This window comes from Citrobacter freundii complex sp. CFNIH4 (assembly GCF_002934505.1).
Lineage (GTDB): Bacteria > Pseudomonadota > Gammaproteobacteria > Enterobacterales > Enterobacteriaceae > Citrobacter > Citrobacter freundii.
On record NZ_CP026231.1, the window covers coordinates 4,015,585 to 4,032,756 of the forward strand.

At 53.4% G+C, this 17,172-nt stretch carries 12 protein-coding genes; 8 read left to right on the forward strand and 4 right to left on the reverse strand.

What is annotated here, in order from left to right:
- Window positions 1–70 precede the first annotated feature (70 nt).
- On the forward strand, window positions 71–2,623 hold the full coding sequence (gene mrcA, locus C2U41_RS20695; RefSeq protein ID WP_048217082.1) for a peptidoglycan glycosyltransferase/peptidoglycan DD-transpeptidase MrcA: 2,553 nt from the start codon (window positions 71–73) through the stop codon (window positions 2,621–2,623).
- A 120-nt stretch (window positions 2,624–2,743) separates the two neighbouring features.
- Here the strand turns inward: mrcA and nudE are convergent, their stop codons facing one another.
- Window positions 2,744–3,304 carry an ADP compounds hydrolase NudE gene (gene nudE, locus C2U41_RS20700; RefSeq protein WP_003023537.1) on the reverse strand — a complete coding sequence of 187 codons (561 nt, stop codon included), beginning with the start codon at window positions 3,302–3,304 and terminating at the stop codon, window positions 2,744–2,746.
- A gap of 322 nt (window positions 3,305–3,626) precedes the next feature.
- On the opposite strand from nudE, the gene igaA reads away from it, so the two are divergent.
- The 4 genes from igaA to hslO all read left to right on the forward strand — a co-directional run bounded on the left by igaA (window position 3,627) and on the right by hslO (window position 7,808).
- Window positions 3,627–5,762: an intracellular growth attenuator protein IgaA gene (igaA, locus tag C2U41_RS20705; RefSeq protein ID WP_103848259.1), complete on the forward strand. Its 2,136-nt coding sequence runs from the start codon at window positions 3,627–3,629 to the stop codon at window positions 5,760–5,762.
- 62 nt (window positions 5,763–5,824) lie between these two features.
- Window positions 5,825–6,493: a GMP/IMP nucleotidase gene (gene yrfG / locus C2U41_RS20710; protein ID WP_003023533.1), complete on the forward strand. Its 669-nt coding sequence runs from the start codon at window positions 5,825–5,827 to the stop codon at window positions 6,491–6,493.
- A 10-nt stretch (window positions 6,494–6,503) separates the two neighbouring features.
- Window positions 6,504–6,905, forward strand: coding sequence for a ribosome-associated heat shock protein Hsp15 (gene hslR / locus C2U41_RS20715; RefSeq protein WP_003837900.1), 402 nt, complete (start codon window positions 6,504–6,506; stop codon window positions 6,903–6,905).
- Between the two features lie 24 nt (window positions 6,906–6,929).
- A complete protein-coding gene (hslO, locus tag C2U41_RS20720) occupies window positions 6,930–7,808 on the forward strand; it encodes an Hsp33 family molecular chaperone HslO (RefSeq protein ID WP_003023531.1) in 879 nt (292 codons plus the stop codon).
- A gap of 109 nt (window positions 7,809–7,917) precedes the next feature.
- Here the strand turns inward: hslO and C2U41_RS20725 are convergent, their stop codons facing one another.
- The gene (locus C2U41_RS20725) at window positions 7,918–9,636 is read right to left on the reverse strand and encodes a DUF4153 domain-containing protein (RefSeq protein WP_048217080.1); all 1,719 of its coding nucleotides are present in this window, start codon (window positions 9,634–9,636) and stop codon (window positions 7,918–7,920) included.
- 378 nt (window positions 9,637–10,014) lie between these two features.
- On the opposite strand from C2U41_RS20725, the gene pckA reads away from it, so the two are divergent.
- Window positions 10,015–11,637, forward strand: a complete 1,623-nt coding sequence (pckA, locus tag C2U41_RS20730) for a phosphoenolpyruvate carboxykinase (ATP) (protein ID WP_003023529.1) — start codon at window positions 10,015–10,017, stop codon at window positions 11,635–11,637.
- A gap of 74 nt (window positions 11,638–11,711) precedes the next feature.
- Here pckA and envZ read toward each other — a convergent pair whose 3' ends face one another.
- Both envZ and ompR read right to left on the reverse strand, forming a co-directional pair.
- Entirely contained in the window at window positions 11,712–13,064 is a 1,353-nt protein-coding gene (envZ, locus tag C2U41_RS20735) for a two-component system sensor histidine kinase EnvZ (RefSeq protein WP_003837891.1), read from the reverse strand.
- Window positions 13,061–13,780, reverse strand: coding sequence for an osmolarity response regulator transcription factor OmpR (gene ompR, locus C2U41_RS20740; protein ID WP_001157751.1), 720 nt, complete (start codon window positions 13,778–13,780; stop codon window positions 13,061–13,063). Before ompR ends, envZ begins: the two co-directional genes overlap by 4 nt.
- Window positions 13,781–14,005: 225 nt before the next feature.
- Here ompR and greB point away from each other — a divergent pair, with 225 nt between their 5' ends.
- Window positions 14,006–14,479 carry a transcription elongation factor GreB gene (gene greB, locus C2U41_RS20745; RefSeq protein ID WP_003023524.1) on the forward strand — a complete coding sequence of 158 codons (474 nt, stop codon included), beginning with the start codon at window positions 14,006–14,008 and terminating at the stop codon, window positions 14,477–14,479.
- Window positions 14,480–14,577: 98 nt separating this feature from the next.
- Complete coding sequence (locus C2U41_RS20750; RefSeq protein ID WP_016151100.1) at window positions 14,578–16,911, forward strand: Tex family protein; 2,334 nt, start codon at window positions 14,578–14,580, stop codon at window positions 16,909–16,911.
- Window positions 16,912–17,172 lie beyond the last annotated feature (261 nt).

Consider the following 17,172-nt stretch of genomic DNA (forward strand, 5'->3'; position numbering starts at 1 on the left):
CTGGCTTGCCTTTATACTACCGCGCGTTTGTTTATAAACTGCCCAAATGCCACTAAATGGGAAATCTCCAGTGAAGTTCGTAAAGTATTTATTAATCCTTGCAGTATGTTGCATCCTGCTGGGAGCAGGCTCGATTTATGGCCTTTATCGCTATATCGAGCCGCAATTACCTGACGTCGCGACGCTCAAAGATGTGCGTTTACAGATCCCGATGCAGGTTTACAGCGCTGACGGCGAGCTAATCGCGCAGTATGGCGAGAAACGTCGAATCCCGGTCACGCTGGATCAGATGCCGCCGGTAATGGTTAAAGCCTTTATCGCCACAGAAGACAGCCGCTTTTATGAGCACCACGGGGTAGACCCGGTGGGGATCTTCCGTGCAGCCAGCGTAGCATTGTTCTCTGGTCACGCGTCGCAAGGGGCGAGTACCATTACCCAGCAGTTGGCGAGAAACTTCTTCCTGAGCCCGGAACGTACGCTGATGCGTAAGATCAAAGAAGTGTTCCTGGCGATCCGCATTGAACAACTGCTGAGTAAAGATGAGATCCTCGAGCTGTATCTGAACAAGATTTACCTGGGGTATCGCGCCTATGGCGTGGGTGCTGCCGCGCAGGTCTATTTCGGTAAAACGGTGGATCAACTCAGCTTAAGTGAAATTGCGGTGATTGCCGGTCTGCCAAAAGCGCCGTCAACCTTCAACCCTCTCTATTCGATGGACCGGGCAACCGCGCGACGTAACGTTGTACTGTCGCGTATGTTGAGCGAAAACTACATCACGCAGGCCCAGTACGATCAGGCGCGAGGTGAGGCCATTGACGCCAACTACCACGCGCCGGAAATCGCTTTCTCTGCACCATATCTGTCTGAAATGGTGCGCCAGGAGATGTATAACCGTTATGGCGAGAAAGCCTATGAAGACGGGTATCGCATCACCACCACCATTACACGCAAAGTACAGCAGGCAGCTCAGCAGGCAGTACGTAACAACGTGATGGATTACGACATGCGCCACGGCTACCGCGGCCCGTCGAACGTGCTGTGGAAAGTGGGCGAAAGCAGTTGGGACAGCAAAAACATCACCGATACGCTGAAAGCGCTGCCGACTTATGGACCGCTGTTACCGGCGGTTGTTACCAGTGCCAATCCGCAGGAAGCCATTGCCGCGCTGGCAGATGGTACGTCAGTGTCATTACGCATGGATGGCATGCGCTGGGCGCGTCCTTACCGCTCGGATACTCAACAAGGCCCAACGCCGCGCAAAGTGACCGACGTGGTACAGGCCGGCCAGCAAATCTGGGTACGCCAGGTGGGCGATGCCTGGTGGCTGGCGCAAGTGCCAGACGTCAACTCCGCACTGGTCTCCATCAATCCGCAAAACGGCGCGGTGCTGGCACTGGTTGGTGGTTTTGACTTCAACCAGAGCAAGTTTAACCGTGCAACGCAGGCGTTACGCCAGGTGGGTTCTAACATCAAGCCATTCCTGTATACCGCCGCGATGGATAAAGGTCTGACGCTGGCGAGCATGCTCAACGACGTGCCAATCTCCCGCTGGGATGCCGGTGCTGGTTCCGACTGGCAGCCGAAGAACTCCCCGCCGCAGTACGCCGGTCCTATCCGCTTACGTCAGGGGCTGGGTCAGTCGAAAAACGTGGTGATGGTACGCGCCATGCGCGCCATGGGCGTGGATTACGCGGCAGAGTATCTGCAACGTTTCGGTTTCCCGGCACAGAACATTGTGCATACCGAGTCACTGGCGCTGGGTTCGGCTTCGTTCACACCGTTGCAGGTGGCGCGCGGTTACGCAGTGATGTCTAACGGCGGCTTCCTGGTCGATCCATATTTCATCAGTAAGATCGAAAGCGATATGGGCGGCGTTATCTTCGAAGCGAAGCCAAAAATTGCCTGCCCGGAATGCGATATTCCAGTGATTTACGGCGATACCCAGAAATCTAACGTGCTGGAAAACAGTAACGTAGAAGATGTCGCGGTCTCGCAGGAACAGCAGAATGCCGCCGTGCCTATGCCACAGCTTGAACAGGCTAACCAGGCACTGGTCGCGCAAAGCGGCACACAGGAATACGCTCCGCACGTGATCAACACACCGCTGGCCTTCCTGATTAAAAGCGCGCTGAACACCAATATATTTGGTGAACCAGGCTGGATGGGAACCGGTTGGCGCGCAGGTCGCGATTTACAGCGTCATGATATCGGCGGGAAAACCGGAACCACCAACAGCTCTAAAGATGCGTGGTTCTCCGGTTACGGACCAGGCGTGGTGACGTCAGTATGGATCGGCTTTGATGATCATCGCCGCAACCTTGGTCATACGACAGCTTCCGGCGCGATCAAAGACCAAATCTCCGGCTACGAAGGCGGTGCGAAGAGTGCGCAGCCAGCATGGGATGCCTATATGAAGTCCGTGCTGGAAGGCGTGCCTGAACAGCCGTTGACGCCGCCACCGGGTATCGTGACGGTCAATATCGATCGCAGCACAGGACAACTGGCAAGCGGTGGCAATAGCCGCGCAGAGTACTTCATTGAAGGCACTCAGCCGACGCAACAGGCGGTGCATGAAGTGGGGACGACCATTATCGATAATGGTGAGACGCACGAACTATTCTAATCTTTTGCCGGATGGCGACGCCAGGGGCGTCTTATCCGGCCTACATTTTCGGCGCAATTATTTGAAAGTGCTGAACTCTGTAGGCCGGATAAGGCGTCAGCCGCCATCCGGCAATATAAACTACAATCGCCCCTGCCCTTTCAGCCATTCGCGTACGAGGAACAACGCACTGACATTACGCGCTTCGTGAAAATCAGGATCTTCCAGCAGGTCCATCAAATGCGCCAGCGGCCAGCGCACCTGCGGCAATGGCTCAGGTTCATCACCCTCCAGCGATTCAGGATATAAATCTTCTGCCACCACGATGTTCATCTTGCTGGAGAAATAAGATGGTGCCATGCTGAGTTTCTTTAAAAACGTCAGATCTTTTGCGCCAAACCCCACCTCTTCTTTCAGCTCCCGATTCGCCGCCTCAAAAATGCTTTCGCCAGGATCGATTAATCCCTTAGAAAAACCCAGTTCGTAAGATTCGGTCCCGACTGCGTACTCGCGGATGAGGATCATGTGGTCGTCAACAATCGGCACAATCATTACCGCTTCACGCGTGGATGGACGCATACGTTCATAAACGCGGCGTACGCCATTGCTGAACTCAAGGTCCACGCTTTCGACTTTAAACAGCCGGGATTGGGCGACGGTTTCCACTTTCAAAATCGTGGGTTTCTGTAATGATTTGCTCATTGTGAGGATCTTTGCTGTGAAATCTGGGGTTATTGTGCGATATACCGCACGGTTTCGGCAATGTGAATTGCCGTTTATTTACATTTATGTAACGTACTAAAAGTTAATCCCTATTTCAAATTAAAAGTCAATAGGTTGAAATAACTCCAGGAATTTGCTGATATTCCATTTTTAGTGATTTTGCTATGATTCGCTTTTACTGGGCTGTACTTAAAGATGCTCAAGTTCGACTCCACACTTGCCGATAGCCAACCACAGAATCACGAATATTGAACAGGGTGCGACTGACCACGCCTGACAGACTAAGTAAGATGGGGAAAGCATGAGCACCATTCTGATTTTTTTAGCTGCTTTGCTGGCCTGCTCATTGCTTGCAGGATGGCTACTCAAATCAAAATCCAGGCAGAAAAATTTACCCTTGAGCAGCGTCTTCTCAGACGCCTCGAAACGTAAACTCGCGCCTGAAGAACGCAATGCCGTCGAAAACTATCTCGAAAGCCTTAGTCAAATTCAGCAAGTACCTGGTCCAACTGGAGCCAGTTCTGCGCCAGTCTCATTAACGTTGAATGCCCAAAGTAATAGCGTCATCGTGCTTACTCGTTCGATTACACGTTACGGCATCACCACCGACGATCCTAACAAATGGCGCTACTATCTTGATTCCGTTGAGGTGCACCTTCCCCCTTTCTGGGAACAATACATCAATGACGAAAACAGCGTTGAGATAATCCATACCAATACAATACCGCTGGTTATCTCGTTGAACGGCCATACGCTGCAGGAATATATGCAGGAAGCGCGTGGCTATGCGTTGCAGCACACCGCTTCTACCCAGGCATCCATTCGTGGTGAAGAAAGTGAGCAGATTGAACTGCTGAATATTCGCCAAGAAACCCATGAAGAATATGCGCTCAGCCGCCCTTCGGGATTGCGCGAGGCGTTGCTGATAACCGCATCATTCCTGCTGTTCTTTTTCTGTTTGGTTATCCCGAATACGTTTGTTCCGTGGGCAGTCGGTGGCGCGGTGTTGCTGTTAGCTGCGGGTCTGTGGGGATTATTCGCCCCGCCGTCCAAAACCGCCCTGCGGGAAATTCATTGTCTGCGCGGTACGCCGCGTCGCTGGGGGTTGTTTGGCGAAAACGACCAGGAGCAAATTAATAATATCTCGCTGGGTATTATTGATCTGATCTACCCACCTCACTGGCAACCTTACATCGCCCAAGACCTTGGCCAGCAAACGGATATCGATATTTATCTCGATCGCCACGTTGTCCGCCAGGGGCGTTTTTTATCTCTGCACGATGAAGTCAAAAATTTCCCGTTGCAACATTGGCTGCGCAACGCCGTCATCGCGGGCGGCTCGTTGCTGGTACTGCTGATGCTGCTGTTTTGGATCCCGCTGGATATGCCGATAAAGGTCACGCTTTCCTGGATGAAGGGCGCGCAAACTATCGAAGCCACCAGCGTTAAACAGCTCGAAAACGCGGGCGTTCGCGTGGGTGACACGCTGCACCTGAGCGGTACGGGTATGTGTAATATTCATACCCAAGGGAGCTGGAATGCGCAGCCCACCACGCCGTTTATGCCTTTCGATTGCTCGCAAATTATCTGGAATGACGCACGCGCATTACCACTGCCCGAATCCGATTTGGTGAATAAGGCCACTGCGCTCACGCAGGCCGTGAACCGCCAGCTGCATCCCAAACCTGACGATGACTCTCGCGTCAGCGCATCGCTACGCTCGGCAATCCAAAAGTCCGGCATGGTGTTACTGGACGATTTTGGTGAGATTGTCCTGAAAACGGCCGATCTGTGTGCAGCCAAAGATGAATGTGTACGCTTAAAGAATGCGCTGGTTAACCTCGGTAACAGCAAAGACTGGGCCACGCTGGTAAAGCGAGCGAACGCAGGCAAACTGGATGGGGTGAACGTGCTGCTGCGTCCGGTAAGCGCTGAGTCGTTAGATAATCTGGTGAATACCTCTACGGCACCATTTATTTCACGCGAGACTGCGCGAGCAGCCCAGGCGCTGAATAGCCCTGCTCCCGGCGGTTTCCTGATTATCAGCGATGAAGGCAGCGATCTGGTCGATCAGCCGTGGCCGACGACCTCGCTATATGACTATCCTCCCCAGGAACAGTGGAACGCCTTCCAGCGCCTGGCGCAGATGCTGATGCAGACACCATTTCGCGCAGAGGGGATCGTCACCAATATTTCGACTGACGCCAATGGCACCCAGCACATTGGCCTGCACCGTATCCCGGATCGTTCAGGGTTATGGCGCTACCTTGGCACGACGCTGCTGATGTTCTCCATGCTCGGATGCGCTGTCTACAACAGCGTGCAGGCATTCAGACGCTACCAGCGTCACCGCACCCGCATCGCGGAAATTCAGAGCTACTACGAAAGTTGCCTGAATCCAACGCTGATTGACGACCCGGAAAGCCTGATTCGATAACACGCTCGCACGACAGGATATGCTACTCTGTCGCGCATCATGTTTTCTTGTGGGGAGTTTCCATGCATATCAATATTGCCTGGCAGGATGTCGACACCGTGTTGTTAGATATGGACGGCACGCTGCTCGACCTGGCATTCGATAACTATTTCTGGCAAAAACTGGTGCCGGAAACCTATGGCGCGAAGCAGGGTATCTCTCCCCAGGAAGCCCAGGACTATATTCGTCAGCAGTATCATGCCGTGCAGCATACGCTAAACTGGTACTGCCTGGATTACTGGAGCGAGTGCCTGGATCTGGATATTTGCGCCATGACAACGGAACAGGGACCACGCGCCGTTTTGCGTGAAGATACCGTACCGTTTCTTGATGCCTTAAAAGCCAGCGGCAAGCGCCGTATTTTGCTCACCAACGCGCATCCGCATAATCTGGCGGTGAAGCTGGAGCATACCGGTCTGGCCTCACACCTTGATTTATTACTTTCCACCCACACATTTGGTTATCCCAAAGAGGATCAGCGATTATGGCACGCTGTGGCTGAAGAAACGGGAATGAGTGCAGAGAAGACGCTGTTTATTGACGACAGCGAACCCATTCTCGACGCCGCTGCTCTGTACGGTATTCGTTACTGCCTCGGCGTGACCAATCCCGACTCCGGCATCGCCGAAAAGCAGTACGCACGCCATCCGTCACTGAATGACTACCGCCGACTGATCCCCTCACTGATGTGAAGGAGACGCCATGAAAGAAAAGCCCTCTGCTGAAGTCAGGCTGGATAAATGGCTGTGGGCTGCACGCTTTTACAAAACGCGTGCGCTAGCCCGCGAAATGGTTGAAGGCGGTAAGGTGCACTACAACGGCCAGCGCAGTAAGCCGAGCAAGATTGTCGAGCTGAACGCCACCCTCACCCTTCGCCAGGGAAATGACGAGCGAACGGTCATTATCAAGGCCATTACCGAGCAGCGTCGCCCGGCAACGGAAGCCGTTACGCTGTATGAAGAAACCGCGGAAAGCGTGGAAAAACGCGAAAAAATGGCGCTGGCGCGTAAACTTAACGCGTTAACCATGCCGCACCCGGACAGGCGACCGGACAAGAAAGAGCGCCGCGACCTGTTACGATTTAAACATGGCGACAGCGAGTGACTGTCACCTGCAAGAGAGATGATTATGCCGCAACATGACCAATTACATCGTTATCTGTTTGAAAACTTTGCCGTGCGCGGCGAGCTGGTGACCGTTTCGGAAACCCTGCAACAGATCCTCGAAAATCATACTTATCCGCAGCCGGTCAAAAACGTACTGGCTGAGCTGCTGGTTGCCACCAGCCTGCTCACCGCTACGCTGAAGTTTGCCGGTGATATCACTGTGCAGTTGCAGGGTGATGGTCCGCTGAGCCTGGCCGTCATCAACGGCAACAACAATCAGCAGATGCGCGGCGTGGCCCGCATGCAGGGTGATATTCCTGAAGATGCCGATTTGAAAACCCTGGTGGGCAACGGCTACCTGGTGATCACCATTACTCCGGAAGAAGGCGAGCGTTATCAGGGCGTGGTCGGTCTGGAAGGTGACACGCTGGCAGCCTGTCTGGAAGACTACTTCATGCGTTCCGAACAGCTGCCGACACGCCTGTTCATCCGCACTGGCGACGTTGATGGCAAACCCGCTGCTGGCGGAATGCTGCTGCAAGTGATGCCGGCGCAAAACGCACAGGCAGATGATTTCGATCACCTGACCGCCCTGACCGAAACCATCAAGGCCGAAGAGCTGCTGACGCTGCCGGCCAACGAAGTGCTGTGGCGCTTATACCACGAAGAAGAGGTTACTCTCTACGATCCGCAGGACGTTGAGTTCAAATGCACCTGTTCACGCGAACGCTGCGCAGGCGCACTGAAAACGTTGCCGGACGAAGAAGTTGACAGCATTCTGGCGGAAGAAGGCGAGATCGATATGCACTGCGATTACTGCGGTAGCCACTATCTGTTTAACGCCATGGATATTGCAGAGATCCGCAGCAACGCCTCCCCTGCCGATCCACAGGTGCATTAATCACCGTCTTGCCTGAAGGCGCGGCGCTTATCAGGCCTACGGAAAAACTGTCGTAGGCCGGATAAGCCGTTCGCGCTGCTATCCGGCAAAAACGCGGTCGGCAACACACTCACTCGGTGTAATAAGTCATCGGTAGTCTTTTGCCATCAATAGTGATATCCCGCCAGATTCTGGGGGCTGAACCCAGTTGCTGATTCGCCACCGCCTGCAGCAATTTATCCTTATTGAATCCTTCAGGTAGCCTGGCAACAGCTAACAAATCCCATTTGTTTTTCTGCATGCCGAAGACCAGACTCTCCCCATCGCCAAAAGCATATAGCACCTGCTCAGGATGACCATCCGCATTGAGGTCCTGACTCACCAATACGCACGCATTCTGCTCAGCACAAGAGGTGATGCGATACCCCTGTGCTTTGACAAACGTCCAGAACGCATCGTCTGGCTTCTCGCTCCCCGGAGCAATCACAACCTTCGATACTAACTGTGTTGCGGTTAGCTCTTTAACCGCATCCCGGCTCCCTTGCAGCAGAGAATTCAAGTCGCGTCTGCGCTTACTGTCTTGATTAAACGCCACATCTTTTTGTAATGCTTCCAACGCTGCGCGCCCCGGTTTTCCGCTGTGATCCAACATATACAGGCTGACCTGATCCGGTTTGATTTTCCCGCTGTGATACAGCCCCATATGGCTGTTAACGCTGATACGCCAGGCATCAATAACCGGCGACGACAGCAGAACCAACAGCCCCAACGCCAGCAACGAAACGCCAAGAATGACCGGCCCCTGAAGCTCAAGCGGATTGCGCCCGCGGCGTAAAATGCTGGCCAAATAGCCAAACGACCATACCAGCAGTACCACGACCACCAGCACGCCATACAAACGCTCAGGCGTCCAACCGTACTGCTGTATTCGCACCCACAGCGCCCAACCGGCAATCAGCGTATAGATGGGCGTGACAGCCAGAGCACATTTGATGAGATAGCGTAACGCGCCAGGATAAGGTAGAGCTTCTTTTTGTGGCTCACGCACGATAGCCATCAACAGCAACAGGAGCAGCGTCAGCGTTGACATCAACCCGGCCGCAGACACGCGTTGCGAAATAGCCTCCAGTCCAGTGAAGGGCAAGGTCAGTATGAACATCAGCGCCAACAGCGCGACCAGAGGTAACAGACCGGTGGCAATAAACGTCAGTAATTTTTGTACCGCCGTGACCAGACGCGACTGTGTACGAGCCAGTACCACTGCCAGTGCGGTAATCAGACCAAAGGCCACATAGCCAAACCAGTCGGTATCAAAGAAGAGCGTGCTGAAGAAGGGAATACCGACCAGCTTAAACATCTCGCTCCATAGCAGGAGCACCAGCCAGAACAGACCGTTGGCGACAAAGACAATCAGCAACGTCAACGCATTAAGCCACAATTGCCGATAAAAATGCGGGTAACGCGCCTGCTCACGAGAGACATGAAGCGAGTACTGAATCCAGGGCAAGGCAAGCATCGCCATCAGCAGTAAGCGCCAACCGTAGAACATAAAAACTTCATGTTGCCGCCACTTATCACTGTCCTCGACTTGCCACTTTAGCCAGACGCTCATCGCCAGCACCACAACAAAGATCAGCGCCATCCAATACCACAGCGCGCGTTGTTTGAAAGAAACGACAGTAAGCAAAAGTGCCGAGGTGATCGCAATCGTCGCAGGCATGCCATAGAACAGCCAGTCGTCGTTATGGGGCACCAGATATGTCATCAGCAGGTAGCATAATGCCCCCTGCAACAGGCCGATAAATATCATGCCCAAACGCGTTGTACGTGAAATTTCAGCACTATCCATGTCAGTTTCCAGAATGAAGGGAAAAGCTAATTATCGCATCAACTTCACAATTTTGAGCATTGGTAGGCTGATTTCAGACTAACGCGACGGGAAGTGAATCGATATTGTATATGTATGAGTTACGTTATTTTCTTACGTGAATGCGATTACACTCACAAGATTCCAGCCAAAAACACTCTTCATTAACGTTTTAAGAACATTTTCCACAACAAAAAAGGGTTTCCTGCCATAATATCCGCCTCTTTGTGACAGGAGTCGCAGCGTATTCGGTAACCCGTGATTTTCCCGGATGCGTAAATCTATGAGCCTTGTCGCGGTTAGCAATCCCTAAAAAACCTTACTATTCCAGGTAATACATATTGGCTAAGGAGCAGTGAAATGCGTGTGAACAACAGTTTAACCCCGCAAGATCTCAAGGCTTATGGTATCAATGACGTTCAGGATATCGTTTACAATCCAGACTACGACACGCTTTTCCAGGAAGAACTTGATCCAAACCTGGAAGGTTATGAACGTGGCGTGTTAACGAATCTGGGCGCCGTTGCCGTTGATACCGGTATCTTTACCGGACGTTCGCCAAAGGATAAGTACATTGTCCGTGACGACACCACGCGTGACACGCTCTGGTGGTCAGACAAAGGTAAAGGTAAGAACGACAACAAACCGCTCTCCCCGGAAACCTGGCAGCATCTGAAAGGATTAGTTACCCAGCAACTTTCCGGCAAGCGCCTGTTTATCATTGATGCATTCTGCGGCGCTAACGCCGATACCCGTCTTTCCGTGCGCTTCATTACCGAAGTTGCCTGGCAGGCGCATTTCGTCAAAAACATGTTCATCCGCCCAAGCGACGAAGAGCTGGTTGATTTTAAACCGGATTTCATCGTGATGAACGGCGCTAAGTGCACCAACCCACAATGGAAAGAGCAGGGTCTGAACTCTGAAAACTTCGTGGCTTTCAACCTGACTGAGCGTATCCAGCTGATTGGCGGCACCTGGTACGGCGGCGAAATGAAGAAAGGTATGTTCTCCGTGATGAACTACCTGCTGCCGCTGAAAGGCATTGCCTCCATGCACTGCTCAGCAAACGTCGGGGAAAAAGGTGATGTGGCAGTCTTCTTTGGCCTGTCCGGTACCGGTAAAACAACGCTGTCCACCGATCCGAAACGTCGCCTGATTGGCGATGACGAACACGGCTGGGATGACGACGGCGTATTTAACTTCGAAGGCGGTTGCTACGCGAAGACCATCAAACTGTCTAAAGATGCCGAGCCAGAAATCTACAACGCAATTCGTCGTGACGCGCTGCTGGAAAACGTCACCGTGCGCGAAGATGGTTCCATCGACTTCGACGACGGTTCCAAAACTGAAAACACCCGCGTTTCCTACCCGATTTATCACATCGATAATATCGTTAAGCCAGTGTCAAAAGCGGGTCATGCTACCAAAGTGATCTTCCTGACTGCCGACGCATTTGGCGTGCTGCCGCCGGTTTCTCGCCTGACAGCAGACCAAACTCAGTACCATTTCCTGTCTGGCTTCACCGCCAAACTGGCCGGTACCGAACGCGGCGTTACCGAACCGACCCCAACCTTCTCTGCCTGCTTCGGCGCAGCATTCCTGTCTCTGCACCCAACGCAGTATGCAGAAGTGCTGGTGAAACGTATGCAGGCGGCAGGTGCGCAGGCGTATCTGGTTAACACCGGCTGGAACGGTACTGGCAAACGTATCTCTATCAAAGATACCCGTGCGATTATTGACGCCATCCTGAACGGTTCGCTGGATGACGCAGAAACGTTCCGTCTGCCGATGTTTGACCTGGCTATCCCGACCGAGTTGCCGGGCGTGGATACGCGCATTCTCGATCCGCGTAATACCTACGCGTCTCCAGAGCAGTGGCAGGAAAAAGCCAATGCACTGGCGAAACTGTTTATCGAGAACTTCGAGAAATACACCGACACCCCTGCGGGTGAAGCGCTGGTTAGCGCCGGACCGAAGCTGTAACGAAAAATGCCGGATGGCGGTTGCCACATATCCGGCCTACAGCAACAAAAAGGGAGGCATTTCGCCTCCCTTTCTTATACGTCTTTCGTGATACCCTGCGCGCGAGTGAAAGGAACCGGAAGCCATGCACGAATCGACAACCCACCACGTTCACTGGTACCAATCTCCAGCATGCCGTTATGGTTATCGATAATACGTTGCACAATCGCCAGACCCAGCCCCGTGCCGCTGGTACTGCGCGCGCTGTCGCCGCGGACAAATGGCTGGAACAGGTGCTTACGCTGCTCCGGCTTGATGCCCGGACCATCATCTTCTACCTGGAACCAGGCGCGATGCGTCTCCGTACCGCTACTGACCTTAATCCAGCCGTTGCCGTAACGGGCGGCGTTAACCACCATATTGGCAACCGCACGCTTGATCGACAGCGGGTGCATTTTCACCTGAATGGCGCCAGGCTGCAGCGCAGTTTCGATTTCACGTTCGTATCCGCTTTCTGCCGCAACCACTTCACCCAGCACCGAGTTCAGATCCGCCATCTCCATCGGCATCTCCTGACCGGTACGCAGGTAATCGATGAACTGCTCGATGATGGCGTTACACTCTTCGATGTCCTTATTGATGGACTCCGCAAGATAACCGTCCTCTTCGCCCATCATTTCCGTTGCCAGACGAATACGCGTCAGCGGAGTACGTAAATCGTGGCTCACGCCCGCCATTAACAGCGTACGGTCATCGGCCAACTGCTTCACACCTGCGGCCATATGGTTAAAGGCTCGGGTTACGGAGCGCACCTCTGAAGCGCCATACTCCCGCAACGGCGGTGGAATGATACCTTTCCCCACCTGCAGCGCCGCATGTTCAAGATCCACCAACGGTCGGTTCTGGATACGGATAAACAGCCACGCGCCACCGATAGCCAGCAGCATAATCGCCAGCGTATAGCGGAACAGCGGTGAGAAATCGCCTTGATGAATTTCCGTAAGCGGCACACGTACCCAGATGTTGGGCGACAGCCAGGTTTTCAGCCACACAACCGGCGAGCTTTTGTTTACCTCAACGCGGACTTCCGTTGGGCCACCCAACTGCTGCGCCATCTGATGACTTAAGAATTCATAGTGTTGCGCCCAACGCAGTCCGGCTTCTTCAGCGGCCTCGTTGGAATAGAGGGAAATACCCAGCTCACGATAAATTTCCCGACGGAATGCGGGCGGCACCACCAGTTGCGTACCGTCCTCCAGCTGTAGTTTATCGGTCATCAGCATACGAACTTCGTAGGCCAGGACCTTATTAAACTGCTGGAGGCTCGGCAGAATCGCGAAGTTCAGCACTACCAGGTAAGTCGTCACCAGGCTGGCAAACAGCAAGGTGACGATGAGCAATAACGTGCGGGCAAACGAACTTCGTGGCGAGAAGCGCATTCGCCTCATGCTTTAGAACCGTCCGGAACAAAGACGTAGCCCAGACCCCATACGGTCTGAATGTAGCGTGGATGCGCCGGATCTTCTTCCACCATGCGACGCAGACGGGAAATCTGGACGTCGATAGAACGTTCCATCGCAGAATATTCACGACCACGGGCGAGGTTCATCAACTTGTCGCGGGACAGCGGCTCACGCGGATGGCTAACCAGTGCTTTCAGCACCGCAAACTCACCGCTGGTGAGCGGCATAGGCTCATCTTCACGGAACATTTCACGCGTACCGAGGTTCAGTTTGAACTTACCAAACGCAATGACCGCTTCTTCCTGAGAAGGCGCGCCCGGCAGTTCATTCGCCTGACGGCGCAGGACTGCGCGAATACGTGCCAGCAGCTCACGCGGGTTAAACGGTTTCGGGATGTAATCGTCAGCGCCGATTTCCAGTCCAACGATACGGTCCACTTCTTCGCCCTTCGCCGTAACCATAATGATCGGCATCGGGTTGCTTTGGCTGCGCAGGCGACGGCAAATAGACAGGCCATCTTCTCCCGGCAGCATTAAATCCAGCACCATCAGGTGGAAAGACTCACGGGTCAGCAGACGATCCATCTGCTCAGCGTTTGCGACGCTTCGAACCTGGAAGCCCTGCTCGGTCAGATAACGCTCCAGAAGCGCACGTAAGCGCATGTCGTCATCGACCACCAGAATCTTATAGTTCTCTTGCATTGTTATTACTCCCAAAGGTTCGCAACAATTAAGTGTATATTCTTAAGAAAGCTAACGTGAGTCACCAGCGAATTCTGGTATGAATTCCAGGCTAAATTGTTACAAAGCATATTAAACAGCAGCTTAAGTATACAATGTTTCTCGCAATACATTATTTATTCTGTTGATATGCTCACGTAATACTAATTGTGCGCATCATCACAGAGTCGAAGGTAAAACAATAAGATGAAAACGCCCCTGATAACCCGTGAAGGGTATGAAAAACTCAAACAAGAGCTGAATTATCTCTGGCGTGAAGAGCGCCCGGAAGTCACCAAAAAAGTAACCTGGGCCGCGAGTCTGGGTGACCGCAGCGAAAATGCCGACTACCAGTATAATAAAAAGCGCCTGCGTGAGATCGACCGCCGCGTCCGATATTTGACCAAGTGCATGGAGAATCTGAAAATCGTCGATTACTCCCCGCAGCAGGAGGGCAAAGTCTTCTTTGGCGCATGGGTTGAGATTGAAAATGACGATGGCGACATCCGCAAATTCCGTATTGTTGGCTACGATGAGATCTTCGGTCGTAAAGATTACATCTCTATCGACTCACCAATGGCGCGAGCGCTGCTGAAAAAAGAAGTCGGCGATCTCGCAGTAGTAAACACCCCTGGTGGCGAAGCCAGCTGGTACGTGAACGAGATTGAATACGTTAAGTGAGACCGGAACAATCCGAAGCCCCGGCAGATGGCTGGCATTTTTGTCAGTCAATCCGTATAACTATCCCCTGATTTTTTATCCTATAGACGAAGCTATCCATGATGAATGATTCTTTCTGCCGCATTATCGCAGGTGAAATTCAGGCTCGTGCTGAACAGGTAGAAGCTGCCGTTCGCCTGCTTGACGAAGGGAACACCGTGCCGTTTATCGCACGATATCGTAAGGAAATCACCGGCGGTCTGGACGATACGCAACTGCGTAATCTGGAAACCCGTCTGGGATATCTGCGTGAACTGGAAGACCGCCGTCAGGCAATCCTGAAATCTATCGGCGAGCAAGGCAAACTGACCGACGACCTGGCGAAAGCGATCAACGGCACGTTAAGTAAGACCGAACTCGAAGATCTCTATCTGCCGTACAAACCTAAACGCCGTACCCGTGGACAGATCGCCATTGAAGCAGGCCTTGAGCCGCTGGCAGACCTGCTGTGGAACGAGCCGTCTCACGACCCGGAAACAGAAGCCGCTAAATATCTCAACGCCGACAACGGCGTGGCGGATACCAAAGCGGCCCTCGACGGCGCACGTTACATCCTGATGGAACGCTTCGCTGAAGATGCCGCGCTGCTGGCGAAAGTGCGTGACTACCTGTGGAAGAACGCGCATTTGGTTTCCACCGTGGTAAGCGGTAAAGAAGAGGAAGGCGCGAAATTCCGCGACTACTTCGATCACCACGAACCGATCTCTACCGTGCCATCCCACCGTGCGCTGGCCATGTTCCGTGGCCGTAACGAGGGCGTGCTGCAGCTTTCGCTGAATGCCGATCCGCAATTCGATGAGCCGCCAAAAGAGAGTCACGGCGAACAGATTATCCAGAACCACCTGGGACTGCGCCTGAATAACGCACCTGCCGACAGCTGGCGCAAAGGCGTGGTCAGCTGGACATGGCGAATTAAGGTGCTGATGCACCTCGAAACCGAACTGATGGGCACCGTGCGCGAACGCGCGGAAGATGAAGCAATCAACGTCTTTGCCCGTAACCTGCATGACCTGCTGATGGCGGCTCCGGCCGGCCTGCGCGCCACCATGGGCCTCGATCCCGGCCTGCGTACCGGCGTGAAGGTGGCGGTTGTTGACGGTACCGGTAAGCTGGTCGCGACCGACACCATTTATCCACACACCGGTCAGGCCGCCAAAGCCGCCGTTGCCGTTGCGGCGCTGTGTGAAAAATACAACGTTGAACTGGTGGCGATTGGTAACGGTACAGCGTCGCGCGAAACCGAGCGCTTCTTCCTCGACGTGCAGAAACAGTTCCCGAAAGTCACCGCGCAGAAAGTGATCGTCAGCGAAGCCGGGGCATCGGTTTACTCGGCTTCCGAGCTGGCGGCGCAGGAGTTCCCGGATCTCGACGTTTCATTGCGTGGCGCAGTGTCTATCGCCCGTCGTCTGCAGGATCCGCTGGCTGAGCTGGTGAAAATCGATCCGAAATCCATCGGTGTGGGCCAGTATCAACACGACGTTAGCCAGACACAACTGGCGCGTAAGCTGGACGCGGTGGTGGAAGACTGTGTGAACGCCGTCGGCGTCGATCTCAATACCGCTTCCGTTCCGCTGTTGACCCGCGTGGCCGGCCTGACACGCATGATGGCGCAAAACATCGTCGCCTGGCGCGATGAGAACGGTCAGTTCCAGAACCGTCAGCAACTGCTGAAAGTCAGCCGTCTGGGGCCAAAAGCTTTTGAACAGTGCGCAGGCTTCCTGCGCATCAACCATGGCGATAACCCACTGGATGCCTCCACCGTTCACCCGGAAGCCTATCCGATTGTGGAACGCATTCTGGCCGCTACCGAGCAATCGCTGCGTGACCTGATGGGCAACAGCAACGAACTGCGCAATCTGAAAGCCGCCGATTTTACTGACGAACGCTTCGGGGTGCCGACCGTCACCGACATCATCAAAGAGCTGGAGAAGCCGGGCCGCGATCCGCGTCCTGAATTTAAAACCGCGCAGTTTGCCGATGGTGTCGAAACCATGAACGATCTGCTGCCGGGAATGATCCTGGAAGGGGCGGTCACCAACGTCACCAATTTCGGCGCGTTTGTTGATATCGGCGTTCATCAGGATGGTCTGGTGCATATCTCTTCACTGTCGAATAAGTTCGTCGACGATCCACACACCGTGGTGAAAGCGGGCGACATTGTGAAGGTGAAAGTGCTGGAAGTGGACCTGCAACGTAAGCGTATCGCGCTGACCATGCGTCTGGACGAGCAGCCGGGTGAAACCAATGCGCGTCGCGGCGGCGGGAATAACGATCGCACTCAGGGCAATCGCCCAGCGCCAAAAGCGGCGAAACCGCGTGGCCGTGACGCCCAGCCTGCGGGCAACAGCGCGATGATGGATGCGCTGGCGGCGGCAATGGGTAAAAAGCGCTAAGTTTAAACCGTGTGCCGGATGACGGAATCAATACCTTATCCGGCATATTTAATATATCCCCCGCTTTTCACCACAATATATTTATCACTTTATTAACAGATGAAACCTTAATTAAACATTAAGATTCTCAATAATTACCTCTGCGAACCATTCTTTCCCTACCAGAATAAATATTGAGGAATATCAAAATTGGCTCAAATTATTATCCAATTGTACATTCCGTCACATTTATTCTATTGATGATAGAAACCATTCTCATTA